This is a genomic window from Hahella sp. NBU794, from assembly GCF_050749805.1.
GTDB lineage: Bacteria > Pseudomonadota > Gammaproteobacteria > Pseudomonadales > Oleiphilaceae > Hahella.
Genome location: NZ_CP192738.1, coordinates 2,328,766 through 2,354,895, shown reverse-complemented (window position 1 = coordinate 2,354,895; position 26,130 = coordinate 2,328,766). Strand labels below are relative to the sequence as shown.

Annotated in this window: 20 protein-coding genes; 6 read left to right on the top strand and 14 right to left on the bottom strand. The window is 51.4% G+C overall.

What is annotated here, in order from left to right:
- Positions 1 to 23: 23 nt before the first annotated feature.
- Entirely contained in the window at positions 24 to 1,421 is a 1,398-nt protein-coding gene (asnS, locus tag ACQYWX_RS10515; protein ID WP_216739097.1) for an asparagine--tRNA ligase, read from the bottom strand.
- A gap of 224 nt (positions 1,422 to 1,645) precedes the next feature.
- Between asnS and cmoA the strand changes: the two genes are divergently transcribed.
- On the top strand, positions 1,646 to 2,392 hold the full coding sequence (cmoA, locus tag ACQYWX_RS10510; RefSeq protein ID WP_431688718.1) for a carboxy-S-adenosyl-L-methionine synthase CmoA: 747 nt from the start codon (positions 1,646 to 1,648) through the stop codon (positions 2,390 to 2,392).
- Positions 2,389 to 3,363 carry a tRNA 5-methoxyuridine(34)/uridine 5-oxyacetic acid(34) synthase CmoB gene (gene cmoB / locus ACQYWX_RS10505; RefSeq protein WP_431688717.1) on the top strand — a complete coding sequence of 325 codons (975 nt, stop codon included), beginning with the start codon at positions 2,389 to 2,391 and terminating at the stop codon, positions 3,361 to 3,363. The genes cmoA and cmoB overlap by 4 nt, the downstream gene beginning before the upstream one ends.
- A 178-nt stretch (positions 3,364 to 3,541) precedes the next feature.
- Here the strand turns inward: cmoB and ACQYWX_RS10500 are convergent, their stop codons facing one another.
- From ACQYWX_RS10500 to ACQYWX_RS10470, 7 genes are all read right to left on the bottom strand, one after another.
- On the bottom strand, positions 3,542 to 4,537 hold the full coding sequence (locus ACQYWX_RS10500) for a glycosyltransferase family 2 protein (protein ID WP_216739094.1): 996 nt from the start codon (positions 4,535 to 4,537) through the stop codon (positions 3,542 to 3,544).
- Between the two features lie 35 nt (positions 4,538 to 4,572).
- Positions 4,573 to 5,517 (bottom strand): glycosyltransferase, encoded by a 945-nt coding sequence (locus ACQYWX_RS10495; protein WP_431688716.1) that lies wholly within the window; start codon positions 5,515 to 5,517, stop codon positions 4,573 to 4,575.
- Positions 5,518 to 5,530: 13 nt separating this feature from the next.
- Complete coding sequence (locus ACQYWX_RS10490; RefSeq protein WP_431688715.1) at positions 5,531 to 6,487, bottom strand: NAD-dependent epimerase/dehydratase family protein; 957 nt, start codon at positions 6,485 to 6,487, stop codon at positions 5,531 to 5,533.
- Positions 6,484 to 11,193 carry a glycosyltransferase gene (locus ACQYWX_RS10485; protein ID WP_431688714.1) on the bottom strand — a complete coding sequence of 1,570 codons (4,710 nt, stop codon included), beginning with the start codon at positions 11,191 to 11,193 and terminating at the stop codon, positions 6,484 to 6,486. Before ACQYWX_RS10485 ends, ACQYWX_RS10490 begins: the two co-directional genes overlap by 4 nt.
- The gene (locus ACQYWX_RS10480; protein ID WP_431688713.1) at positions 11,186 to 12,595 is read right to left on the bottom strand and encodes an ABC transporter ATP-binding protein; all 1,410 of its coding nucleotides are present in this window, start codon (positions 12,593 to 12,595) and stop codon (positions 11,186 to 11,188) included. The genes ACQYWX_RS10485 and ACQYWX_RS10480 overlap by 8 nt, the downstream gene beginning before the upstream one ends.
- Positions 12,585 to 13,406: an ABC transporter permease gene (locus ACQYWX_RS10475; RefSeq protein WP_216739089.1), complete on the bottom strand. Its 822-nt coding sequence runs from the start codon at positions 13,404 to 13,406 to the stop codon at positions 12,585 to 12,587. The genes ACQYWX_RS10480 and ACQYWX_RS10475 overlap by 11 nt, the downstream gene beginning before the upstream one ends.
- 341 nt (positions 13,407 to 13,747) lie before the next feature.
- Entirely contained in the window at positions 13,748 to 14,542 is a 795-nt protein-coding gene (locus ACQYWX_RS10470) for a methyltransferase (RefSeq protein WP_431688712.1), read from the bottom strand.
- A gap of 147 nt (positions 14,543 to 14,689) precedes the next feature.
- Between ACQYWX_RS10470 and ACQYWX_RS10465 the strand changes: the two genes are divergently transcribed.
- Positions 14,690 to 15,139, top strand: coding sequence for a CopD family protein (locus ACQYWX_RS10465; protein WP_279508113.1), 450 nt, complete (start codon positions 14,690 to 14,692; stop codon positions 15,137 to 15,139).
- Between the two features lie 2 nt (positions 15,140 to 15,141).
- On the opposite strand, the gene miaA is transcribed toward ACQYWX_RS10465, so the two are convergent.
- A complete protein-coding gene (gene miaA / locus ACQYWX_RS10460) occupies positions 15,142 to 16,053 on the bottom strand; it encodes a tRNA (adenosine(37)-N6)-dimethylallyltransferase MiaA (protein ID WP_431688711.1) in 912 nt (303 codons plus the stop codon).
- Positions 16,054 to 16,152: 99 nt separating this feature from the next.
- Here miaA and ACQYWX_RS10455 point away from each other — a divergent pair, with 99 nt between their 5' ends.
- The gene (locus ACQYWX_RS10455) at positions 16,153 to 16,545 is read left to right on the top strand and encodes a DUF6455 family protein (RefSeq protein WP_431688710.1); all 393 of its coding nucleotides are present in this window, start codon (positions 16,153 to 16,155) and stop codon (positions 16,543 to 16,545) included.
- Here the strand turns inward: ACQYWX_RS10455 and ACQYWX_RS10450 are convergent.
- The 3 genes from ACQYWX_RS10450 to ACQYWX_RS10440 are packed head-to-tail and all read right to left on the bottom strand — an operon-like array spanning position 16,502 to position 19,021.
- Complete coding sequence (locus ACQYWX_RS10450; protein WP_431688709.1) at positions 16,502 to 17,395, bottom strand: RluA family pseudouridine synthase; 894 nt, start codon at positions 17,393 to 17,395, stop codon at positions 16,502 to 16,504. The genes ACQYWX_RS10455 and ACQYWX_RS10450 overlap by 44 nt on opposite strands.
- Positions 17,382 to 18,410, bottom strand: coding sequence for a methyltransferase (locus ACQYWX_RS10445; RefSeq protein ID WP_431688708.1), 1,029 nt, complete (start codon positions 18,408 to 18,410; stop codon positions 17,382 to 17,384). The genes ACQYWX_RS10450 and ACQYWX_RS10445 overlap by 14 nt, the downstream gene beginning before the upstream one ends.
- Positions 18,407 to 19,021 (bottom strand): flavin reductase family protein, encoded by a 615-nt coding sequence (locus ACQYWX_RS10440; RefSeq protein WP_216739082.1) that lies wholly within the window; start codon positions 19,019 to 19,021, stop codon positions 18,407 to 18,409. The genes ACQYWX_RS10445 and ACQYWX_RS10440 overlap by 4 nt, the downstream gene beginning before the upstream one ends.
- A gap of 368 nt (positions 19,022 to 19,389) precedes the next feature.
- Here ACQYWX_RS10440 and ACQYWX_RS10435 point away from each other — a divergent pair, with 368 nt between their 5' ends.
- On the top strand, positions 19,390 to 20,007 hold the full coding sequence (locus tag ACQYWX_RS10435) for a chalcone isomerase family protein (RefSeq protein ID WP_431688707.1): 618 nt from the start codon (positions 19,390 to 19,392) through the stop codon (positions 20,005 to 20,007).
- A 136-nt stretch (positions 20,008 to 20,143) separates the two neighbouring features.
- Entirely contained in the window at positions 20,144 to 20,263 is a 120-nt protein-coding gene (gene ccoM, locus ACQYWX_RS10430) for a cytochrome c oxidase subunit CcoM (protein ID WP_279508102.1), read from the top strand.
- Between the two features lie 26 nt (positions 20,264 to 20,289).
- On the opposite strand, the gene ACQYWX_RS10425 is transcribed toward ccoM, so the two are convergent.
- Positions 20,290 to 24,132, bottom strand: coding sequence for a translocation/assembly module TamB domain-containing protein (locus ACQYWX_RS10425; protein WP_431688706.1), 3,843 nt, complete (start codon positions 24,130 to 24,132; stop codon positions 20,290 to 20,292).
- Positions 24,132 to 25,784, bottom strand: coding sequence for an autotransporter assembly complex protein TamA (locus ACQYWX_RS10420; RefSeq protein ID WP_431688705.1), 1,653 nt, complete (start codon positions 25,782 to 25,784; stop codon positions 24,132 to 24,134). The genes ACQYWX_RS10425 and ACQYWX_RS10420 overlap by 1 nt, the downstream gene beginning before the upstream one ends.
- Between the last annotated feature and the right edge of the window lie 346 nt (positions 25,785 to 26,130).

Genomic DNA, 26,130 nt, shown 5'->3' with positions numbered 1-26,130 from the left:
TGGCCAGCGCCTTAGCCAGCGCCTTAGAACTGGGCGTTATCCGGAGTTCTCGGGAACGGGATGACGTCACGCACGTTTTCCATGCCGGTAACGTAGGCGATCAGGCGCTCGAAGCCCAGACCAAAGCCCGCGTGGGGCACGCTGCCGTAACGACGCAGGTCGCGATACCACCACAGTTCCTCTTTGTGGTGCATGTCGCCGATGCGGGCGTCCAGCACGTCCAGACGGTCTTCACGCTGACTGCCGCCGATGATTTCGCCGATGCCCGGAGCCAGAACGTCCATGGCCGCAACGGTCTTATCATCGTCGTTCAAGCGCATGTAGAACGCTTTGATTTCCTTCGGATAGTTCATCACGATCACTGGCGCGCCCACATGGGTTTCGGCCAGATAGCGCTCATGCTCGGATTGCAGATCCAGACCCCACTGCACCGGGTACTCGAATTTCTTGCCGCAGTTCTGCAGAATCTTGATCGCTTCAGAGTAGTCGATACGCACGAATTCCTTGTCGACCATATTCTCCAGACGAGTAACCACCTCAGGATTGATGCGCTCGGCGAAGAACGCCATGTCGTCGCTGCGCTCGTCCAGCACCACCTTGAACATGTGCTTGAGGAAGCGCTCCGCCAGATCCGCATCGGCGTTCAGATCCGCGAAGGCGATCTCCGGCTCGATCATCCAGAATTCCGCCAGGTGACGGCTGGTGTTGGAGTTTTCCGCACGGAACGTGGGGCCGAAGGTATACACCTTGGACATCGCCAGACAGTAGGCTTCCACGTTCAGCTGACCGGACACGGTCAAGAACGTCTCTTTGCCAAAGAAATCTTTGCTGTAGTCGATCTTGCCGCTGTCCGTCTTGGGCAGGTTGACCATATCCAGGGTGCTGACGCGAAACAGCTCGCCGGCGCCTTCACAGTCGCTGGCGGTCAGGATCGGCGTGTTGATCCACTGAAAGCCCTGCTCATAGAAGAAATGGTGCACAGCGTGAGCCAGAGCCGTACGCACGCGGGTCACGGCGCCGAACGCATTAGTGCGCGGACGCAGGTGAGCGACGCCGCGCAGGAATTCAAAGGTGTGTCTTTTCTTGGCGACCGGATAGGTTTCCGGATCGTCCACCAGACCAACCACTTCCACAGAGGTGGCCTGAATTTCACAGGATTGTCCTTGCCCGGGCGACTCTACCAGGGTTCCGGTGACAATCAGGGAACAGCCGGTGGTCAAACGCAGAATGTCAGCGTCGTAGTTCGGCAGCTCTTTGGCGACAACCGCCTGAATCGCGTCGAAGCAGGAGCCGTCATGCACGTGAATAAAAGAGACGCCCGCCTTGGAGTCCCTTCTTGACCTTACCCAGCCTTTGACGGTGACTTCGCTACCGATCTCCGCTTTGTTCTTGAGTAAGTCTGAAATGGCGTAATGAGTCATAAACCTGCCCGCTATCCTCTCTATCTTTTCAATAAATGCTTCTCAAATTTTTGGCCAATGGCGCACAACCGCCAATTAAAGATGGGTTAAGACGCAAAGTCTAGCGTTCTCTTGCGGTTTAAGCGCCTTATACGCCAGTCATCAGGGCTTACAATAACCCAGGCGACTGGACCCTGTATGGGCCGGGGCGGTAAAATGCGCGCCCTGACAGGAGCGAGCGGAAAATGAGCGACAGCAAAGACCGAATCTACCAAGACGCCAAAGGCGCCGTCGGCGCCTTCGAATTTGATGAGCGGGTGGCGCACGTATTCACTGATATGATCAACCGCTCGGTGCCCGGCTACGCCATGATGCTGGAGATGATCGGCGTTATTTCCCGGCGCTACGCCCAGGCGGGAACCCATTGCTACGACCTGGGCTGCTCCCTGGGCGCCTCCACCCTCGCCATCCGCAGTAACCTTGAGCACCTCAATGCGTCCGAGGACAAGCCCAAGGTGATAGGCGTCGACAACTCCGCCGCCATGGTGGAGCGTTGTCGAGTGAACATGGAGCGCATGCCCAGCGCCATCCCCACAGAAATACTCTGTCAGGACATCCAGAGCACGCCCATTGAAAATGCCTCCATCGCCGTCATGAACTTCACGTTGCAGTTCATTCCTCTGGCGCAACGTGAAGACCTGCTGCATCGCATCGCAGTCAATATGAAGTCTGGCGGAGCAATGGTGCTGTCCGAGAAAATCGAGTTCGCCGATGCAGACAAGCAGCATACCCTGTTCGATCTTCATCATGACTTCAAACGTGCCCGGGGCTACAGTGATCTGGAAATCGCGCAAAAACGCAGCGCCCTGGAGAATGTCCTGGTGCCGGAAACCATCGAGGCGCATATTGAGCGTCTGCAAAGGGCCGGGTTCAGCCAGGCTTACTTATGGTTCCAATGTTTTAACTTCGTCTCTTTTCTGGCAATAAAATGATCCGTTTCGACGACTTCCTGGCCCACGCCGACAAAAACCGTTTGCAGCGCTTTATCCCCGACTTCGAACACGTGTTGGATGAGCGCTATTACTCTCGCACCCATGGCGACTATGAAGGCTGGTGGAACGCCTTGCAGCAGCTGCCCGCGGCGCAGGCGAGCCAGTTACAGTTCGACGTCGATACATTGACGATTGGCGCAGCGCAAGACCTTGACGCTCAGTCGCAGGATTCTCTCATCAAGGGACTGCGCGGCCTGCATCCCTGGCGCAAAGGCCCCTTCAGTTTCTTTGGAAACCATATCGACACAGAGTGGCGCTCTGACTGGAAATGGACGCGCGTCGCCCCGCATTTAAGCCCACTAAAAGATCGATTTGTGCTGGATGTTGGCTGCGGCAGCGGCTACCACTGCTGGCGCATGCTGGGTGAAGGCGCGCAGTTCGTCCTCGGCGTGGACCCTTCGCCCAAGTTTCTGTTCCAGTTCCACTGCGTTAAAAAATACGCGCCCACCGCGCCGGTTTATTACCTGCCGCTGCGTTCAGAAGACCTGCCTCCTAACATGGGCGCCTTTGATACGGTCTTCTCCATGGGCGTGCTGTACCATCGCCGCTCGCCGTTTGATCATATAGATGAATTGAAAGCGGCCCTGCGTCCGGGTGGAGAACTGGTGCTGGAAACACTGGTCATTCCTGGCGACGAAAACACCATCCTGACCCCGCTGGACCGCTACGCGCAGATGCGCAATGTCTGGTTTATCGGCAGCTCTCTGGCCACTAAACGCTGGCTGGAGCGTTGCGGCTTCGAAGACGTTCGTATTGTGGATGAAGGCGTCACCTCACTGGAAGAACAACGCCAGACAGACTGGATGACCTTTCAGTCACTCAAAGACTTCCTCGACCCAGAGGACTTCAGCAAAACCGTCGAAGGCTACCCCGCCCCGGCCCGCGCGGTGTTGGTGGCCAGGAAGCCTTAAAATTTTGAAAATAACGCCCTTGGCGGTTACTGCAGTAGACCATTGAGTATCCGCCTTGGATGCAGTCATTTGACATACAGGCCTATAGCGAGAACTATAGTTAGGCCTATTTTTAAATGTCGAAGTGGATTGCAAAAATCTTAAAAAGATACCTTAGTTAATGCTTCGGGGCTCTCTCTTATTTAGCCATCGTTCTCTTTTTACACTTAGCGAAGAAGAGCTTACTTAATATAGGTAAGCGCTTATCGAGAGACCTCCAAACATCAGCCACCTTAGCAACTCGACTGGACTGGGTTGCCCTTCGTTTCCCAAAGGCTACAGGTATCCCTTTTATTGCGTCCCACTTAGCCCTAAGAATAATTCTTCCTTGACCTCTTAATGCAAACAACAAAACCGTCGCCAAGTTCATCAAAATATGCAGAGGCAAAAGCAGCCAAAATAAATAAGATGGCATGTCTTTTATAAAGGTCCACACTAAGTTTCTGTGACCATGATAAACAGAGAAATCGCTTCGTTGCCCACCTGTAGTTGCAGATCCAACATGATAAACCACCGCACTTGGCACATATATTGACTTATAACCGGCCAAGCGCAGACGAAACCCCAAATCTACGTCTTCAACATAGCAGAAATAATCTTCATCAAACCCACCTATCTCATGCAAAGCTTTCCTTCGATACAATGCTGCGGCGGCGCATGGTGAAAAAATTTCTCTGGTTGCCAGATCATTGGGTTGCTGCTTCGCGCCATGTCGATCCCGCCAAACCAATCCACTGATATGGTAACAATCACCAACTCCATCCAGTATCAAGTTGGCGTCACTACAAAGCTGGCGCGATCCAAATGCACCTACATCAGGATTTTCACTCGCAGCAACTAGCAGACTCTCCAGCCAATCGGGTTCAGGGAAAGCATCAGGGTTCAGCAATGCAACAAACTCTGTATCAACACCTGATAGCGCTAAATTGTTACCGCCTGCAAAGCCGAGGTTTTCGTCCAACAGGAGCACATCGACACTAGAAAATGCCTCTGCAATATTTTGAGAACCATCTACGCTACCATTATCGACTACAATTATTTTGTCTGAACGAACTGTCTGCGATTCCAGGTGTTTAAGACATTCATAAAGTAAGGTTCCGCTATTGTAATTAACAATGATGGTCGTAACAGTCATCAATATTTTGTATATCCATTAGTAAACAAAGCGCCCTATACATTTATATAGCGAATAAACTCAGCCCTTAATTCCTCACGATCCAACAGCACTTCTTCCGGTGAAAAATTTTCTGTTTTCTGATGCGCCGCCATGTACTGCATAAGCATCCAAAAAACCTTATCATTACCCTGAAAATTAATTGAGTTAGCCATCAGATCAATACCATGGGAGAATCGGTCCAAATCAGTAGACTGCAATAGTAACTCACCTGAAAAGTCCTTTAGATGAACAGCAAAGATCCAACAAATTTCAAACAGCATCCAAGCACGATTTGATGAAATAGTGTTTGTAGAGTGAATCCTGTACTTCAAAAGAGGCTTTTCCAGTAGCTCACACCGGAACTTCAGAGCGACTCTTAATAAAAAATCCCAGTCATGTGCGAATCTTAGATTACGCATACCACCGACTGTCTCATATACTTTGCGGGAAAAAACCACATTACTTGTTGTAGACACAAAGTTAGAAAACAACAAGTTTAACTTAAAGTCATCCGCGCCAATAAGCCTTGCGTCCGGCTTCTTAATAGACCAAGGCAGCATATTCCGCCACCCTTCTTTAACACCAAGCACCTTACTTTTGTTGTCTATTATCTCAATCCATGTTGCGACTAAATCAACACCTTGCTGCAGCCTTGCCACACACTCAGAAAGCCTTTCCTTATGAAAGATGTCATCAGAGTTTAGAATTGCAAGATAGTCGCCTTTTGCCAAAGACAATCCTTTGTTAATAGCATTATGAGCGCCCGCATTTTCCTGCTCTATTAATGTATATCGAGGGTCATTTACGCTACGCAGGTAGTCGAGTGACGCGTCGCTGGAACCATCATCAATGACAATCAGCTCCAAGTTGGCATAAGACTGAGAGAGAACGCTTTCCACCGCCTCCCTAATATAATGGGCATGGTTATAGCTGGGTATAACAACCGATACAAGACTCATAGCTATTGCATTCTCACACTAAATTAAAATTCTTTAACCACATTAAAGTTTCGCGCAAACCATCATGAAGTTCAATACTTGGAGCGAAGCTCGTGTCTCGACGTAACTTATCATTAGATAATACGTTATATGGCACATCCACCCCTCGAGGAGGAGTGTATTGACACTGCAAACTATAACCATCGTCTTCTAATATTGGAGTTATGTATTCATTTAACAAAGTGTGCAGTGCGACACCCTTTGATGTTCCAACATTGTATGCTTCACCGAGTTTACCAAACCGGAGTATGGCAACCAATGCATCAGCTAGATCGCGGACATGTATATAGTCTCGAACAACCGATCCGTCACCGAAAATATTCAATACTTCGCCCTGCAGCGCAGAGGCAAATGCAGTTGCAACAAAGCCCTGGCCACGAAACGGCTTCTGTCCTGGCCCATACGCATTGCCGGGACGCGCAACAATAAAGGGTAAATTTTTCTGGATATTATAGAGAAATCCAATGTTCTCTATAATTAGCTTTGATGTTCCGTATAAGGAAATCGGTTTTGTAGTTGAACTCTCAACAATAGGCTGATGGTTCAGCCGATGTCCGTATACAGTACCGCCAGAAGATACAAACAAGAATTTCTTAATTTTCTTCGCGCAACACATATCCATAAGATGCATTGCAGGCCTGACATTACGTTCAAACTCAACATCCATGTTACACTCTTGGTTGAGGATCATTGTATCGTGAACAAGATGTACAACAGAGTCGACCTCCTCAAGTATGCCCTGAAGAAATTCAGAGTCCTTATAGTCTCCATCTATGTATTCAACTCCGTCTTGCCTCACTTCTGGAGCAGGCAGAAACATATCTGCAACTCTGACAATCATTCCAGCAGAGCGACAAGCCAGAGTTAAATGCTGGCCAATAAATCCCATACCTCCGAGTATCAAAACGCGGGAGGCCTTTGGCGTATTCATACTGTTACACCTTTTTTCTTGTATTGTCTAATCGCCCCATCCCAGCATTCAACATACTGCTTTGCTATATTCGAGCTGGAAAAACGATCAAGTATATCCTGTTCTCGAGCCTTCAATTCCACCTGATATTCCTGATGGTTTTTGAGCCAATCTTCAAATTCAGAGTTTATATTGATATCTGACAAATTTACTGAAATCACGCCGCCGCCATAGTATTCACTCACTACATCTGCAATGTCGCCTACATCTGTTGCAAATGCAGGAACTCCCATTGCCAATGCCTCAATCATCGCTATTGGCAACCCCTCATACGCTGAGGTAAATATAATTCCGTCAGTCACAGCATGAAGTTCAAGCGTATTTTCGACATACGGTATTCGTTTTACATTTTTCAGTTCATTTTTTTCAATGAATGCATTTGCCTCATCAGCAAGCTCACCATCACCGACCAACACAAAATACTCGTCCTGGTTGCCACCACGTAGTTTTGCCAGTTTTAAGAACTCAAGAGGCCTTTTCTGTTGCGTAAGCCGTGCTACAAACGTAAATATTCTCTTCCCTTGAGGAAGTCCAAACTTCTTCCTCAACTCAGCCTTATCAGGTTGCGACTGTTTAAACTGCTGAATACGTAAAGTATCAACAGCAGAATAAATTAAGTGCGTCTGCCTTGGGTCGACTCCAAAATCTTCACGGAAGCGCCGCTCTATTTTCTTATTAACAGCAATAAAGTGGTCAAAAGATCTGATGCCTGGCTCACCGTAACGGTTAATCCACCCTTGCTCAACATCATATACTTCCTGATCGATGATTGGCACATCGCGAAATATGCGTCGAATAGAAGAGGCATTATCACAAAACCAAGGTGAGCCATTGCAGACCCAAACCAACTCAGGCTTCAAACTCGACTTTAATCGAGTCAAGACCCGCAAATAGTCTGCATGACGCACAACCTCAGCCATCTCAATCACCTGAGCAGCGACATCCATAGCCTGAGCGGCCAAACTGCCTTGCTCTGGACGTAACCTTTCCATCGTTATCACAATAAAGTCAAATTGATGGTTCAACTTCCTCATAATCTCAACGGTATTACGCTCTACGCCACCTACCGCTAAAAAAATGGGGAATACAAAGACTACTGGCTTTGTATTTATACGTGACGACAAGTACTGAGACTCGTACCGAATCAAGCCTTGAGAAGGTTCCGCCTGACTGGAAAAGAAACCATCTGCATCCACTTCAATACTGCTAGTATCAAGCACTTCATTTATACGTACTTCAACAGCATTGCCCTTTGCCGGTAATAATCGAAGTATTTTCCCGCGCAGCGGAACCTGATTAAGGTTGCCTTCAAAAGCAGCATGAGCGATATCACGTGAGAAGATCATATGATCCCGCAGATTCCCAATACAGATGCTACCTTCTAACGTAAGAGAGTTAGAAATTATAGATAGATCCAAGCTATTTTCTATAAGCGCCACATAAGCAGAGTACAAATGATCGGGACAGAAAGTGAAAGATGAAGATGTCGGCCAAAAGAATGCTGTAGCATCCGCAGCCGAGGGAACAATAGGATTACTGCTAGCGCCACTGTCCTCGATAAGAGATAGCATTCCATCCTGCAGCAACTCATACACTTTTGCAGCGTCGCCAAAGGTGCGCCGGAAAGTCGCCACTAAACTCTTTGTTTCCGGGTGTTTCGAGTCAACGACAAGAGCAGGAATAGCCTTAATGACAGGAGTGACATCAGTACTAACGACATTTGTTTTATCGCCCATCTTATTTTCGCTGATTAGCTGCCTTGTACGATGGACTAAATATTTTGGGTTATTCAAAAGATGATAAACCGCCCGAGACGCCAATTGCCTGACTCTCTCCATTTTACTAACCAAGGTCACTTGCGACTCTAACAGCAGCTGGGCCTGCATTAATTCATCAAACAACCGGCGCTGCTTTGAACCATAGTGGAGATCTCTTTCGCTTCTTGTATTAAGCGCCTCACACAGATTGTAAAGCTCGGCCGAAGACAAGCTATCTGGCACTTTTGCATTCTTCTCAAGCTTATCCCAATAATCTGAGCCAACACCCGGGAAGTGCGCCTCCATGGCAATCGCCAAAGAATTAGGGTAGTCGCCCAGCTTTTGAATAACCCCATATTCGTACATCGCCCGGAATAAATGCACATACAAAGTGCTCAAGCATTTCCGAATACCCATAGAAATATCATCAGGAGTGGCTGCAATAAGCTCTTCGTAATACTCACATCTACTGACAAGCGCATCCAATCTCTGTTGCCACGTCTCTTGAGAGTATTGCGATGTGCGATTTTTACGCGCCTTTTTCTCAAGTGATGCAACCCCCAGTAGCGTATCAATACCCGAATGCATTCTTGTAAATACCACCGCCATTTTCCCTGCTGAAATTTGGCGTTTACAGAACTTCGATGTCACATAAGGGTGATAATGATCGCCTTTCGCTCGAGTGGTGTAAAATAACTTGAGTCCACGTTTCGCCAACCGATAACCCAACTCGATGTCTTCAAAACCATACTCGTCAAATCGCTCATCAAAAATCACATCTTCTTCAAGAAGAAAACGTCTATCAACACAAATATTACAGGTATAAAAGTGTCTAAAATCAGTAAAGTCGTTATCTTTAAGGCGATTATAACTGAACTGTTCATTTCCAATTTCTGTAATGTGATGCATCAGATGATTAACATCTAGGTCTTGATGCCAATCAACGACGCCCAGTGTGGCGACCTTTGGTCCAAGCTGCTCACATATTTCAGCGTGAATATTAAGAATTTGAGGATCAGGGAAGATATCATCTCCGATGATAAGCAATTTATCTCCTGAAGCGGCTCTAATTGCGGCATTTCTCGCACTTGAGGCCCCTCCATGAGCATTACGCAGCACTTTTAGCGGCAAGCCGCTCACCGTCTCGAGAAATTCGACTGAGCCATCAGATGAGCCATCGTCAGAGAAAATAATTTCATATGGGAACAGTGTCACTGCATTTACTTTGCGCCATGCAGCAATAATTTCGGGCAGGAGCTTACCTCTGTTATAAGTTGGAATAATTACACTTATTAGAAGTGAGTTAGTAGTGCTCGCCTGCCCATCCAGAATATCCGCCTTTTCATCCGAGGAGAGTAATATATTCTCCTCAGGTCGGTTCCAGTCCATATCAAACAAAGAGTTGGGGTGACGCCCTTCGGAACATCCATGCAACCAATAATGAACTAGAGGTGGCATGTCTAAGCCAGCAATATCCGGATAGCGAGCTCGGTAATACTTGCTGTCAAAATAAGGTCCTGGCTGCCGACTCTCTTTCCAGCCTATCGCCAAGTAGTGTTTAAGAGGATTAACGCCCTTCTGCTCTACATCAGGATAATTCTTCAAGTACCATTCAGAGTCAAATAGAGGAGACCGTAACAGCTTCCAATACCAGTAAAGCAACTTACTACGGCTTTCCAGTCTACTCAAAACCACTTTTCCAATCCCCTTATCTTTTTCGGCAAATACAGACAGCCTATGCTCAACTTGAGTAATGATATGCTGTAGGTTACTAATAGTTTGTTTGTGCTCATGAGCAGCGTTGCTGAATGTAGCAAGCTTTTCATCTCGATCAATAATAGCCTGACTGAGAGCCTCGATTTCAGCATGTTTAGCCGTTGTCTCTTGGCTTAAGCGACCTATCTCCGAGTCACGCTCTTCTATTTCCTGCTTAAACGACAAAGCCTCCAAATCTCGCTCGCTAATCTTTCGCCCAAGCTCTGATATCTTTTGCTCAAGCTCTGATAACTTTTGTTCAAGTGTTAATACTTGCTGTTCGCTATCATGAATAGACTGACTAAGCGTTGCAGATGAGTATGACGCCACCCTCCCAAGCGCATTACACAGCAAGTCTTTATTGCTTATCTGTTGTATCTCATATATTTCTGGGGCTAGCAGACTTACGCGCCCCAGCTCCTCCCACGTTATCCTATCAAGAGCGACAATCGTGGCGGTCCCGACCCCAGGATCTTCGAGATTTCTGGAAGCGCTTAAGCCTACAAATATCTTGTCATCAGTAACACATACCCCACGGGTATAGCCCCCCAGAACTTTTGAACGAACTAATTCCCCGGCGCTATTATATTCAGCTACTTCCTTCTTCTCAGAGTTCGCCAGCAATAGGTTTTCACCAAAAGGCGTCAAGCTATGAGGCTGAGATAGTCCTTTGATTAGTTCCTTTCCACTAAGTAAGTCCTTTACATAACCTGCATCTTTGGTTTTCCCTTTATATTCGCGGTGCTGTTTAAAATCTCCAAATGCAGAGAAAACAATGCGCCCACCCCAAATCCCAAGGCAGTTAATATGAAGCGAATCTAGATCGCCATCAAAGGTCCATCTATCTACTTCTATGGAGTCACCATCAACCTTAATTATTTCGTTACCGGATGTACCTACGAAGTATATAAAGTCGTCCACGATCAACACATCGTGTATGTCGTCAGCTATGACAGCATCGGGCTCTGATTCAGGTTTCTTGTGATTATGAATCAACACTGACGAGGGCTGCAGGCCTCTAGCGAACCTTTCACTAGTTAGCGCAAATCCCGTCGCGCTAAAATTATCCAATTTATGAATAATGCCCTCATGGATTAGGAAAAGGCCTCCTTGATTCGGGCATGATACGAGTAGGTTATTGAATAGTTCATTCATCAATACTTACCAGTGGAGTGCAGCAAAAATCAACGATTTCGGTTGCAGTGCTGGAGGTTTCCGGCAATACACGAAATGCAATTGCATCTATTTTTCTATGCAAAAAAGTTTCCTCTTGACCACAAACCGCTAACACTCCAGCATTCATGAAGTAAACGCCCGGGTTTAAGTAGCAATGAAAGGTAAACTCAACAGATACAACTTTTCCTTGTGGGATAAACGGAACAGACTCAGCAAGAGATGGCGCCGAAATTGATCCTCCAAGCTCTAGCCCTGAGATTGTTTTAAGCAACATACCAAAACGAACATTTGTAGCGGCGACATCAAATTTCACGTTATAGCAATATCTATACTTCTTACCGCGAACAAGTCCATTTACGGGCTCCCCAGTAAGGGTCAAGATCTGGATTGATTCAATCGTAGCGCCACGTGACTCATATTCAATTGTACTAACAGGCTTCAAATGTGGATCAAAGTTTTCCTGGAGATGCTGCCCCCCCTCGTCTTGCTCCTTATTAGTACCCGTAGGTAGACTATCAACCTCGCTCACTCGTTCAGGCATAACCTCACTAGCCTGGAGCAACTGGCTGCGAATACTCTCTCGTTTATCTACGGGAGCATAAAGCAGTTTCTGATAGCTCCCTATAATTTGCTTAGGTTTGCCAACCGCAAGTCTCTCACCAGAATCCATAAGTATGGCTCTGTCGCACAGCTCCACAACTGTACTCCCTGAGTGGGAAACAAATAAAATTGTGGCGCCGCTGTCGCGGATAGCTTCAATTCGCGAAAAGCATTTTCGTTGGAAGAGTTCATCGCCAACAGACAACGCTTCGTCAATAACCAAGATTTCCGGGTCGACATTAATTGCGACAGCAAATGCAAGCCGGACAACCATACCACTGGAATATGTCTTAACTGGCTGATCTATAAACTGCCCGATATCGGCAAATGCGGCTATATCATCAAATCGCTCATCGACTTCGCGTTGACTCAGCCCTAGAACCGCTGCGTTGAGATAAACGTTTTCCCGCCCTGTAAACTCCGGATTAAATCCCGCCCCTAATTCCAGGAGCGCAGCAATACGGCCATTTATCTCAACTGTTCCCTCTGTCGGCGACAGTGTTCCGCAAATTACTTGCAGAAGCGTGGACTTGCCTGAGCCATTACGCCCGACAATCCCTACAGTCTCACCTCTCTTAATTTCAAATGAAACATCTCTGAGGGCCCAAAAGTCGCGATAATAACGAGCCGGCGGCTGGTTACTGAAACGTTTTAGCTTCGGAATGACAAACTGTTTGAGTCGATCTCGTGGAGAATCATAGATTTGATAACATTTGCTTAGGTTTCGAATTCGAATAGCTGTGTTATCACGGCAAGGAGACTCGTTTTCACTAAAGGACATCCGAAAAACCTCTTCTTGTCTTTTGGAACCATGCATATCCGGCCCATGCCAGAATTACAGAGACAAGCGAGTAGATACCCAATCCAACCCAATCTGGCGCATGCCCCCATATAAGAACGCCTCTTGACTGTTCAATAATAAATGTCAGAGGGTTCAACATAATTAAAGAGTGATAGTTTTCCGGCAAGGCATCAATAGGAAAAAACACAGGCGAAAGGAAAAGTAAAACCGTAGTAATGATAACAATTGTCTGCCCAACGTCTCTAATAAAAACACCTATAGAAGCCAAGATCCATGCCCCTCCTAATATAAGAAGAATGAAAGGCAAAAATATTACAGGTACGAAGATTGCCGTCCAATGTATAAACCCATTGAAAATAACAAACGCAATCAATAACACTAAAAAACTAATCAATGAATGAAACAGTGCAGCAAATAAACAAACCACTGGCAGTATTTCAATAGGAAAAACCACCTTCTTAACAAAGTTCACATTGCCTAGAATCAATCCTGGAGCTCGATTAATGACTTCAGCAAATACACCATGAACAATAAGTCCCACAAAAAGCACTATCGCAAACTGCGATTTACTTTCTTCACCTCCAACCCCCCACTTGGCTTTGAATATCACTGAAAATACAAATGTATAGACAACCAGCATTAATATTGGGTGAAAAAAAGACCAAGCCAGCCCTAGAAAAGATCCCCGATATCGGCCAATAACTTCTCTTTTTGTCATTTGCCGAATGAGTTGCCAATTACGGCTGATAGAGAGAATCAGCCCTGTTAAAGAAGAAGAATACTGAGGCATTTAAATTAAGAACTTCCAGATAAGTTGTCATGTGGACACAGTTTGCAGGCGGTTTCCACCAAAAGCCCTTTGTGTGAAGGCTGCACTGGGTAGACTCCTAAAGAAATAGCCTCGACGGGCTTCCTTTTACTCTACACCAAACATTTGCTGGTTAATTCCACTAGTGCGCGCAATTTAGTCACGCAAGAGATTTTGCCGGATGCGGCGAGATTATATACACCAGAGGAAAAATTTCCAGCTTTACGACCCTTTAGCGCTGTGCAAACAGTAGCTCCCCTTGGGAGCGCGCGGGCAAGTCATGTAACACTCCACGTAGATGGCACCCGACCTATTTCATGCGTCTACTCCTTCCGATACAACACATGAATATACCGGCCCAGGGAGAGGTAGGGTTCTTTCTGGGAGTGGGCGCGCTCCATTTCCAGTACGTCTTCATAGCTGCGTTCCAGGGCGACGTGTTTTTGCATGAAGTCGTAAAAAGTGCGGATGCCTCGTTTGCATACCTGTCTCATGTCCGCCTGCTCCAACCAGCCGTAGACCTCATCGGGATCAAGTGGATTCTGTGGCGTCAGGCCGCCTTTACGGTGGCTCCAGTTATTCTTCTTGAGTTTGCGGAAATTGCCCTGCAGCAGATTGCGGTAAATCAGGCTATTGCGGTTATAGAAAGCCAGGGACAGCACGCCGCCGCTGCGTAACTTGCTTAGCGCCAGATCCAGGGCGGGGCGAGGGTCGTCCATCCACTCCAGCACTGCGTGGACGATTATCAGGTCATAGGGCCCCTGGAGTTGCGGCAGAACCTCCTGCATCGCGCCTTCACGCCATTCCTCGCAGGCCTGCGCCGCTCCCAGAGACTCCAGATTGGCGCGGGCCGCTGTCAGCATATCCGCGGACAGGTCGGTCAAAGTCAGGCGATGTCCCGCCTGCGCCAGGCGTCCGCTGATCATCGCCGCGCCGCAGCCGATATCTAAAACTCGCCAGGCGCCCTCTCCCAATTGTTCCGCCAAATGGGCATCCAGGTCTTCGTTGATCAGATCCAGTCGCAAGCGCCCTTTGGGGGTGCCGTAAATATTATTCTGAAAGCGCTCTTTCAGTTCGTCGAAGTTGTGCCCCGGGGAACCCTTTGAATCTTCTTGCATTTTGGGAACTTACTGTTGAATCGAGATTGATGTTGACGCGTATAATACCACTACTGCGCACAAAGCCCTCGACAGGTTATTGAAAAGCCTTCGAAAAAACGTCGCCGCAATATCAATCGCTTCAATGCAACAAGGATACGCTTCACCATGCTTTCGCTACTTAAAATACTTCATGTTCTAGCGGCCCTGGGCTGGGTCGGCGGTATGTTTTTCGCCTATTTCATTCTGCGCCCTACTGCGGCGGAGCAATTGCAGCCGCCTCAGCGTCTGCCATTGTGGTCGGAAGTGCTGACCCGCTTTTTCCGGTGGGTGTGGATCGCCGTGCTGACGCTCTGGGGCTCCGGCGTGGGCATGCTCGCGCTGTGGGGTAGTAAACCGCCGTTGTATGTACATGTCATGCTGGGCGGCGCACTGGCGATGACGCTGATCTTCGTTGGGGTGTTTTTCTTTCCCTTTCGCAAGCTGAAGACCTGCACGCTGGAAAAAACCTGGAGCGAAGCCGGCGCCGCGCTAAATCAGGTGCGACAGGCGGTGCTGGCCAATCTGTGCCTGGGACTCATCGTCATCTGCGTCGCTGTTGGTAAGTGGCCGCTCTGACATCAGCGCCGCAATAACCCTAGGGCGGCGTCCAATGGCGCGTCGTCCGCCTCCAGCCAGTGGATGGCGACGCCCTGACGCTCCATGCGACGGAACCATTTCACTTGCTGGCGGGCGAAGAGATATATCGCGGACGCCAGCTTTTGCATCATGTCATTGCGGTTAAGCTGCTCCTGCAGATACAACGCGACATAGCGGTACTCTAATCCCAGCTCATCCAACTGCCGCCAACTCAAACCCGCCGCCCGGAGGCTTTCCACTTCGTCAATCAAGCCTTCGTCCAGACGAGTTTCCAGACGTTCGCGAATGCGGGTGCGCAATCGGTCACTGTCGCAGTGCAACCCGATCACGACAGGATCGATACTGATCTGCACACTGGGACTGTCTTCATTCAGCTCTGCGTAGGCAATCTCAATCGCCCGCAGCGTGCGCTCACGGTCCTGGGTGTCAGTGGTGTTATGCAAGGGTCTCAATGAGGCCAGCAGTGCATTCAGTCGCTCTTGATCGTGATGTTTGAGCCGTTCCCGCAGCAGCGGGTCGACAGGCGCTTCAACCAGTCGATAACCACGCAGGATCGCATCCAGATACAACCCAGAGCCGCCGGCGATTATAGGGCGTTTCTCTCTTGTTTCCAGATCATCGAGTGTCCGCTGCACGAAACTGAGGTAGTCAAACAGGCTGAACGGAGTCCCCGGATCAACAACGTCGATCAGGTGATAAGGGGTATCGCCGTAATCCTGCAAATCCTTGCCGGTTCCAATATCCATACCCCGAAACACCTGCCGGGAATCCGCAGACACCACCTCTCCCCCCATGGCGCGCGCCAGCCCTACGGCGAGCCGGGTCTTTCCGCAGGCGGTGGGCCCAAGCACCACTATGGGCCTGGCGTTAGGGTTTTCGTTAGCGATACTCATCTGTGACTCTTTTCTTGATTTCGGACAGCCTTCTCCCCCAGGAAGCAATCTAATCTATGCTTATATCAGACCCTGTTTACCTGAGCACGGAGTATGGCAATGATGAAAATAACCATTATCTGGATGGCCGTCGCCGCTGTATTTATGCTGCCAACCATGATGGTGCTGGCGTTTATTTTTCGCAATTCACGCACAGCGGACCTGTATTACAACGGGCTGGCCAACCGGGTGGAACAAGAGCGCCTGGGCCAGATGCTGAAACAGAAAGGCGTCGACACCGCGCATTATGTTCGGGGCTCGTCTTCCGTCGAGGTGTTCAAAGCCATTCAAAACTGTCGCAACTGTTCCGAAAAAGCTCACTGTGGTGAACACCTGCAACAGGAAAACGCCAATCTTGGGGTTCCCGATTTCTGCCCCAATCATGACGCCATCGCCGCCCAAGCGCCTGTCAGCACTGATGAGCCCAAGCCGGAAGCAACCCCTCCGGCATAATTACTCGCATGCCCCGGCGGCGCATGGGACAGTTAAACGCCAGTTCCATCGCCGCCAGCATCAAACCGTCCTCGTGCTTGTTGCCGGAACCATAACGCGGATCGCCCAATAAGGGATGCCCCAGATCTGCAAAATGGCGTCGAATCTGATGTTTGCGTCCCGTGATCAGTTTGACCCGCACCAGACAGGAATCCGTCGCTTCGTCATAATGCTGGACCTGGTAATAGCTCAACGCTGCTTTGCCGTCCACAGGGAAGTCGATTTCCCCCTGCTCTTGCGCAAGTCGCCCTTTTACCCGCGCCAGATAGAACTTATCCAACGCATTATTCTGCAGCAGCGCGCCAAACCGCCCAGCCGCCGCTTTATTATGGGCAATGATCACCAATCCCATGGCCTCGCGATCCAGGCGATGCAGCAGGAACACCTGTCGCTTGCTTTGGAAATGCAGTTCCACCATGCGCAGCAGGCTGCAATGGTCGCCCCATTCAGAGCCCTGCGTCAGGAGCCCGGCGGGTTTGCACCAGATGGAATAAGCGTCATGATCCGCCACCAATGTGGGCTGCGGACTGTTCAACGCGAGAATCTGAGGATCGTAATTCAGCTCCAGCACGTCGCCGACCGCCAATGCAGATTTGGCTCTGCGCAGACGCTTCTGCGGCTTGCCGCCGCGCTTCCACCAGACGGCGCCTTTCAGCATAGCGTCTTTAACCTTCTGCTTCGACAGACCGGTCTGCGCGGCCAGCCAGGTAGACGCATCCGCCACCGCCTCGCCGACAATCAACTTACGACGCCAGCGGCTTTGCGCGTCCACTTCCCCGCCCCCGGAGCGCCATACATTATCTGACGGCATGGTACACCTTGAATCGGCTGTTCTCGAATAGAACCCGCACCGGCCCAACATGGGCTTCAATCCAGTCCGGGTATGGCAGGAAACGGTTCGCCACCAGGGTTAGTGAGCCTCCCGGCTTAAGCACGCGAGCGCAATCGTGCAGAAACTGCTGAGTGATGCGAGTATCTTGCTTCACCCCCTGATGAAACGGCGGGTTAGTGACAATGGCGTCTACGCCGGGCTGCACCTCAGCAAGCCCGTCTGACGCATAGATATTCAGCTCCGCGCTGTTGGCTTCAGCCGTGCGCGTCGCGCTTTTCAGCGCCAGCAGATTGATATCCGTCAGCTCTACCGATGCTTTGGGATAGCGCTTCTTCAAAGTCGTTCCAATAACGCCGCAGCCGCAGCCGAAATCCAGAAAACGCCGCCCGCGCAACTCCGGCAGAGACTCCAGCAGCACTTGCGTTCCCTCATCCAGACGGCCCGCGCTGAAGACTCCCGGCAGCGTGAAGAGTTTCAGGGTGCCTACTTTCTCCTGAGTGAGTTCGTAGGCGCGCCAGAACTCGTCCTGTTGCGGCCGCCAATCATTCGCTGGCGTCAGTTGCCAAACCTGACAATGGCGCGCCGAGTCCACCTTGGTGGCGTCCCAGCCTTCTTTCGCCAGACGCTTGGCGGCGCTCTCCACGCCTTCGCGCTTTTCGCCCACCAGCCAGATATGCTGTGCGTGTTTCAATGCCGGCGCGACAACGGATAGCATCAGATCCAGCATTTCTCTGGCCTTCGGCATAAACAGGGCGATCTGATCCCATTGCGCGTCAGCAGGCAACGCCAGATCCGTAAATAACCGCTCTTCCGCTACGGCGTTCCGGCAGGCGTTCACCGCCGTGTGATCCCAACTCAGAACGCTGACCTCTGCGCCAGTCTGGCGCAGGTCCGCAGCAATGGCGTCTGCGGGCGGCGAGCACAAAAGTATCCGGCCGCTCAAATGCTCACGTTGGCGTAACAGCGCTTGGCTGGGATTGCTTAACTGACTCATGCGGGCCTCGGAATACTGATAACTTCGCCCAATGTGGCGTATTCATCCGCCCCCAGACGGGACAGCGGGTTCACCTGCATTGCGTCCACTTTGTGACGGCCTTTGGCGTCCGTCGTCATCACGCTATCGTCCACAAACAGTTTTTCGATATTGAGCAGCACCATCGCCTGGGGTACGCTGCCCAGCTCCACCACTTCCTGCACCCGGCACCCAAACGCCAACCGACATTCCGCCAATCTGCTCAATTCAAAACCTTCGAAGTCCACCAATGACAGATTAAGCCCTTGCAGCTCGGACTCGCCATAAGGCAGCGTCCGGGACGAGTCCGTCACCGCCTGCGCCATTTCGCGACCAGCGATATGCACCGTGCAGGGCGCGCCAACCTGTAAATTGCTGCGCGTATCTTTCAGCTCTCCGCTGGGCTTTTTACCGATGGAAATGGCGATGGTGGGAGGCGCGCTGGAAATCGCGGTGAAATAGGAGAACGGCGCCAGATTCATACCTCCATCCTCATTGCGGGTCAGCGCCCATGCAATGGGACGAGGGATGATGGTCTGCGTCATCCAATGATAGATTTTGGTCGCTTCTAATTGCTGGAAGTCAATATACATGGGGGACTCTGTCGCGTTGCGGTGGCTTGAGGTTGCTAAAGCCCGCTATTTTAAGCCCGCCAGCCTCTTTTTTCTAACCTTTACGAAGAGTTGGGAAAATAATGTCGCCCCGACAACGGACTATATAAAAAGACCTACCAACACAGATGAAAATGTGATCAGCATCCACTCAATCTTTGTATCTTTGTGTAACACTGTTCAACATTCAGTCAGAACAGCCCGGGCAGCCATGCCTGGAAAGCCCTGACGTTATAAAAACAAATACGTCCATCAACCTGTCGCGCCGGGAATCTATAAAGTTATAACAAACCCTGGCGCCGGGGCCTGCATGAATGCTGTCGCAGACCCAAGGGCAAAGAGGCGCCACAATGAGCATATCCCCAACGCTATCGTCGATGCTGTTTATCGTCTTGTTGAGTCTGACCAAGCCGTCCTTTGCGGTGACGCTGCAAGGCGTGGAAGTTCCTGAGTCCCTGCCGCCGGAGGGCGATCGCCCTTCACTTTCCTTGAATGGAGCCGCTACGCGCCGCTTTCTGGTCTTTGTCGATGTTTATGTCGGCGCCTTATATGTGGAGCGCACGACTCACGAAGCGCCAGCTCTGCTTGCCGATGAAGGTTACCGGCGCATGGAGTTCACCATGCTGCGAGACGTGCGCGGCCGCAAGATCGCAGACGCCTTTTACGAAGGCATGCGTCTGAATATCAGCAAGCAGCAGGCGGAGGACATCCGTGTGGAGATCGAGCAGATGGTGCATATGTTCGATCAAAAGCTGGAAAAAGGAGACACCGCCGTCGTGGAATATATCCCCGGCGTCGGGGCGCAAGTCTGGCTGGACGGGCATGACCGCGGCGTCATTCCAGGCAAGAAGCTGTTCGACGCCATTCTGTCCATCTGGATTGGCGACTACCCGGTCAGTCAGGACTTCAAAGCCGGCATCCTGGGGGCGCCGCAACAATCGGCGAGTCGAATGGCTGACCGGAATTGACCCCGGTCAATATAAGCGTTACCAGGGAGATGGCCGCCGGGAGAGGTTGACCTGAGTCAAACTCGCCATGGCGGACCCTCGCCATAATCCAACTAAAGATCACGTTATTATCGATCAGCCAAGTTGGAGATCCATTATGTACATCGACGAAACCATCATCGCGGGTTTACTGGTAGTAGGCATGACCATCGCATTCTTCGGCGGCGTCTATGTCGTGCTGAAAAAAGAAAACGACAAGCATCAGAAACATCATTGATTACAGGCTTTGTCGCCATCCTGGCGTCAGTAGTCCTGCTTCCACTGTAGTTCGACTCCGCCAAAGCCGGACTGTCCGCCAGTGGTCGTCTCCAGGTTGAGGTTGGGGTTCAACTCCACCTCGACGGAGCCTTTCCACGGCTGCGCTGGATCTGGGGTTCGCTCCAGCTCCAGATAGACGCGTTCAGTCAGATATTTGCCCACGCCGACGGACACGCCGCTGCCGTTATCGGTTTCCTGTGTGTCGACGGACAGCGTGTCGACCCCCAGCAAATCGCGGGTGGTGGCGATGGGATCAAAGAAACTGCCGCCTTCCCCACGCAGCGTCTGCACCGCCGCCGCCAGGCGATACGCCTGAATCGGCGTGATGTTGCGCACGGACTTGCCGAACATGAGCTGCGACAGGATTTCATCTTCCGGTAAGGGCGGGTTCGAGCTCAGATTCACCTTCAGCGACGCCAGCGACCCGGACAGTTCCGCACGATATTCCGTGTCCTTGCTGGTGTAGACGCCCACGATAAACATGGTGAAGCTGTCGTTCTCAAACAACACCTCCCCTTCCTGCAGATCGAATTTCTTACCGAAGACCTCAAAGGTGCCGCGCAGGGTTTCAAAGTTGCCGCGATAGGAGGCGGACTCCAGGGGCCCTTTGGCGAACACCCGGCCTTTCAGTTCCGCTTCCAAGCCACGCCCACGTAAAAAAGCCTGTTGATTAACGACCAGACGAATATCCAGAGCGACCTTGGGCAAAGGCAGGATGCTGTCTTCCTCCAGCACTTCTTTAGCCACCTCGCGTACTTCAATCTCCGGAATATCACGGCCCAGCGCCGCGTCCAGCATCATCGCGAACGGCAACACTTCCACTTTTCCGCTAAGCAGCAGGTTTTTGAAGTCTCCTTCCAGCGTCAGCTTCCCGGATACCGCCCCTTCCATATCGGAGCGACGCAGAATACTGGCGTTGGTGGCGACCAGCTGCAGTTCTATCGGCTTGTCGTCACTTTCTTCACCGCCCTTCAGTTCACTCCAGTCCACATGGCCAAGCAGCTCCAGCTTGCCGGAGCCGCCATCGCTGGCGGAGCTGTCGCTCATGGTCATTTTCCGGCCGGAAAACGCCAGATTGGCCTGAGCGTCTTTAAATAAAGTGCTGGTGATGCGGTTTTCGTAAAAACCATCCTGCAGTTTCAAATCGCCATTTAACAGAGGATCGCCAAGAACGCCTTGCGCAGACAGGTTCAGATTCAGGTCGCCGGAGAAGCGGTGAATATCCGGGTCCAGCAGAAAATTGAGCCAACGTGTCTCCAGGTTACCGGCCACCGCCACATCCAGCGGAATCTTACGCACATCCAGCTCGCCCTGCAGTTGGTTGAAGAAATCCAGATATGTGCGCGCGTTAATATCCAGCTTCACTCTGCCGGTCTGCGTATCGTCTTTCTTGATCACTGTCACCAGCGACAAGGTTTCGTTTTCCTGTGTGGCGATATCAGTATGCAACTGCAACGGATATTTTTGCTTTCGTCCTTTGTCGTCCATCCCTTCGATTTCTGTGGCGTAGGCGACATAACCGTCCACTTTGGGTTGCTGCAGCGAACCCTGCAATCGCAAATCCGTATTCAACACCCCATGCTGCATTTGCCATCCCAACGCCTGCAAACTCTTCGTGTTCACACCGGAGCCGTTCAGCGAGACGTCAAACCCGGTGGGTCGCCACCAGCCAGACAGATCGATACGCCCGGCATCACCCAGATTCGCGGTCAAGGAGGAAACATCCACCCCCTGCGTTCCGCCCTCGCCTTCGCCAGTCACCTCAAACGGCAAGGTCGAATAGCGACCCGCGGTGTGCAGGCGTCCACTGACTTTGGGATCGGTAAACGCGCCTTCCACGTGTAAATCTGCGTCCAGGTCGCCGCTCAGTTCAGGCGGCAACGCCACATCCGCCAATGCAGCCAGTGAATACGGCAGTTTATGCGCCACTACATCCAGATTAAGCGTACTTTTGGCGATATTGACCCGCCCGGAGCCTTCCAGCGTGGCCAGCTCGGCCTGGCTTGCGGCCGCATCGCTATCTTTAGGTTGCGCGCGGGGCAATTCGGCGCGAAATGAGCGGAAGTTCAATACATCGGGAGAGCCGGACAGGTTCGCACTCACCGCAAAGGCTTGCGATTTGAAGCTGCCCGCCGCCTGCGCCACGCCGGAGAACTCCGGCTTGGTGAACTTGCCTTTCACTTTGGCGTCGACGCCAACCAGTGTGGGTCCCAGTTCAGGCGGCAGCTCGATTTCCAGTTTACTAAGCAGGTCCAGCGGGATTTTGCCGCCCTTGGCGCTCAGGTCGAGAAGAGATTTGCTCCAGTCGATCTTGCCTGCAGCCGTCACCCAGGCCTCCCCAGTGTTGACGCGGGCGTCGCGCAGCGTGACGGAGTCTATGCCGCCTTTCACGCCGCCCTGCACCGTAAAAGGCAAATCCAGGTAGGAGCCGCGAGCAGACACCCGCCCTTCATAGCTGGGCGACACATAGGGGCCGGTCACAGTGACGTCGCTCGCTTCCGCGAACAGCTCCAGCCCTTCCGGCGGCGCAATATCCAACAAACTCAGATAGCTTAACGGCGTCTGCGCCCGGGTGACGCGAATATTCAGTAATTCCGCCGCGAGGTCCACCGTTCCGCTGGCCTGCGCCTGCAACTCGTCCAGGCTGGCGGTGAGGGAGTCGATGACAATCTTTTCTTTGCCGCCACTGCCGCGCACGGAGGCGATCAAGGGCTTGCCGCTAAAGTTGGTGCGCACGCTGGCGCTACCCGAGGCTTGCGGGTCATTCAGTGAGCCCGTCGCACGTAGACTGGCGCTGGCGTTACCGGTGCTGAAATCTTTGGTCCAGGGCGCCAGCACATCCAGCGGAAAGCGATCGATGTCCACCTGCGCGTCCAGCTCTTCATCCGTCACCCGCCCGCGAACCTTTTGCAGGCGCTGATCAATATAGATATCCAGTCCTGCGGTTTGCACCAGAAACGCATCCAGATTCACATCCACTTTTCCGGATGCGTGCAAGCTGTGGCCGAACAACGGGGCTTTCAGTTGTTGCAGATCGATGCCGTAAGTCGGACCGCCCTGTGCGCCGCTGGTCGCCTGATCTGAGGGTTCGGACTGCGCCACCACAGCTTTCAATTCCACATCCAGCGCCTGCCAGGCGGGCATTTTCGCCAATCCGCCCAGCCAGCCGCCAGCCGGCTCATTCAACATTGCGGTCAATGTCAGCCGTTTCTGTTCATCCCATTGCGTGGCGACCGCAATCTGCGCGGGCTTTTCCTCAAGCGTCCCGGCGTTCAGCTCTAACGTTAGGGGAACATCCGTCCAGTACAGTGTGCCGGAACCATGAATCTTCGCAGCGGGAATATCTTCCATGCCCGGCGCTTTTACTTTCAGACGCAGCAGCGACAATTCATCCAGCGCCACCGGCCACATTGCCGTAGTTCCAGACTCCGGCGGAGCCTCTTCTTCCTCGCTGGACTCTGGCAGCGTGTCCACCAGGTTGATGTACAAATCATCCGCCGACAGATTGTCCACGTGCACCCGCTGGGCGAACAGACTGTTGATGTCTACCTGCAGATCCAGGGCCCGCGCCCGCACCAGTTGCTTATCGTTGAGATAGACTTCCAGCAGCCCAAAACTCCAGTGACCAAGGTCCGGGCTACCAACGTCTTCGACTTCAATTCGAATGGGAGAGCCTTTCAACGCCAGCGGCAGGCCTTTACCCAGCAGCCAGACGCGCCCGCTTTCGCTGCCGACGAAAGTCACCGCCAGCAGCAGCATGAATACAATCAGACTCATGATCAGGGAGAAAAAATGAGCCGGCCAACGCACCCACCATTTGCGCAGCATCAGAAGGCCTGCCCTATGCTGATGTACAACTGAAAGTTGTCATCCACTCCATCCCTGGGACTGAGAGGTACGCCAACGTCAAAACGGATGGGCGCGAAGAAAGTGAAGTAGCGCAAGCCGATTCCCGTTCCCCATTTCAGTTCTTCTCCTGGCTGCAAGTTGGCGTCGTCAAAAGCGAAGCCCCCGTCTACAAAGAGCACAGCGCCCCAGCTCTCGGAGAAGCGAAAGCGAGTTTCCACGGAGACTTCGTTAAACGAGCTGCCGCCAAATGGATCATCGTCAGTGATTCGGCTCAGTGACTGATATGGGTATCCGCGCACGGAGCCGCCGCCGCCTACATAAAAGCGCTCGTCAGCGGGTATATCGCCCGTTGACTGTCCGGAGATAGTTCCTGTCGCCGCCCGTAACGCCAAAGTGGGCTCCCAGTAAAAGGAGTCAGCAGTCAGATACGTACTGGCGGAGAAAGTGGTTTTCACAAAGCGGCGGGAGGTTTCCAGGGTATCAATGTATGGCTGAACGCCAGCGGTAAGAATAAACCCTTTGCGCGGATCGAGGAGATTGTCGGTCGTATCCAGCTTCAAGGTGAATGGAAAAGACACTAGACCAAACTCATCGGTCACGCCTTCGTCGGTGACTTCACTGTATTTCAGCTGCGCGCCGATGGAGCCGGACAGGATATCCGTGAACTGACGCTTGATCGTAAAACTGGTCTGAGCACTAAGGGAATCGTAGGCGTCCAATTCCTTCTTGGTCAGGTCGCCGTTAAGAATGGCGCTTTGATCATCACGAAAAAAGTTAGGCAGCGTCAGCTCGCCTTCCACAGTGCGACGCACCTGAGACACGCGTCCGCCTACTTCGATCTTCTCGCCTGCGCCAAGAATATTACGATGTTCCCAACCCAGCGATAGCCCAATCCCTTCATCCGTGCTGTAACCGACCCCCGCTTTGCGCGTGCGGTGGTTGCGCTCCTGCAAGTTGAAGGAGGTATCGACGCGTCCGTTCTCCGGTTGGGCGATATTCGTTTCGATGCGCGCAATCAGGTTGGTTTTGAGCAGATTCAAACGCGCCTGATCCACACGGGCGCGGTTGAAGCATTGTCCTGGTTGATATCCCAGTTTTGTGCGCAGATATTCTTCTTTGACGGACGTCAGACCGGAGACAGCGATCTCGCCGAAGTTGACGCTGGGACTGGGCTCCATGCGATAAGACACCGTCGCGGAATGATCGGCGTGATTCACTTCCGCCACATAGCTGAGCTTCACTTCGTAAAAGCAGGCGTTTTCCTGAATATATTTTTTCAGCGCGTCCTGAGTGTCCAGCACATTGGAAGCCACCAGCGCGCGCCCCTCTCGCAAAGGCCACGTGGAAGCTCTGGGCATCTTGAACCCGTCAGGCACGTCGAAAGTGATTTTTTGCACTTTGTACAAGGGGCCCGGAGTCAGCAGATAGGTCACGCCCTTGTCATCTTCCTTGAGGCGGTATTCCACGGCTCCCGCGTAATATCCCTGCGAACGCAGCAGACGTTGAATGATGTCTTTTTCGTAGCGGGCGATTTTGACCGGGTTGGTGTACTGCTTGAGCGTGAGGTTCTCATCCCGTTGGCGATCCAGCTCGTCCTCCACCAAGGATTTCAGCTTCTCGTTATCCTCCACCACAACTTCATATTTGAGTTTGTCTGAAAAAAACGGAATGTCGATGGCGTGTGCAAGTCCGGAAACGGCCAGAAAAAATGTGAAACTAGCTAAACACCTTATTAAATGCATCAGGTTGAAATGGCTATCCGAAATATAGAGTCAGGTGATGAAATTGCTTCGTCCTATGAGACTCGGCATTTTGCGATAATTTTCGATGTCCTTCTAGATGAAACCGCAGGAATTACCCGTATTTAATAATGACTAGAGGTGACAACCATGTTTTATCCGCTAACATAGGGCGGCTTCGCCTTTATTCAGGAACATTCGCGAAAAGCACTTACAATTCAGCAGGATCAGGAAGAAC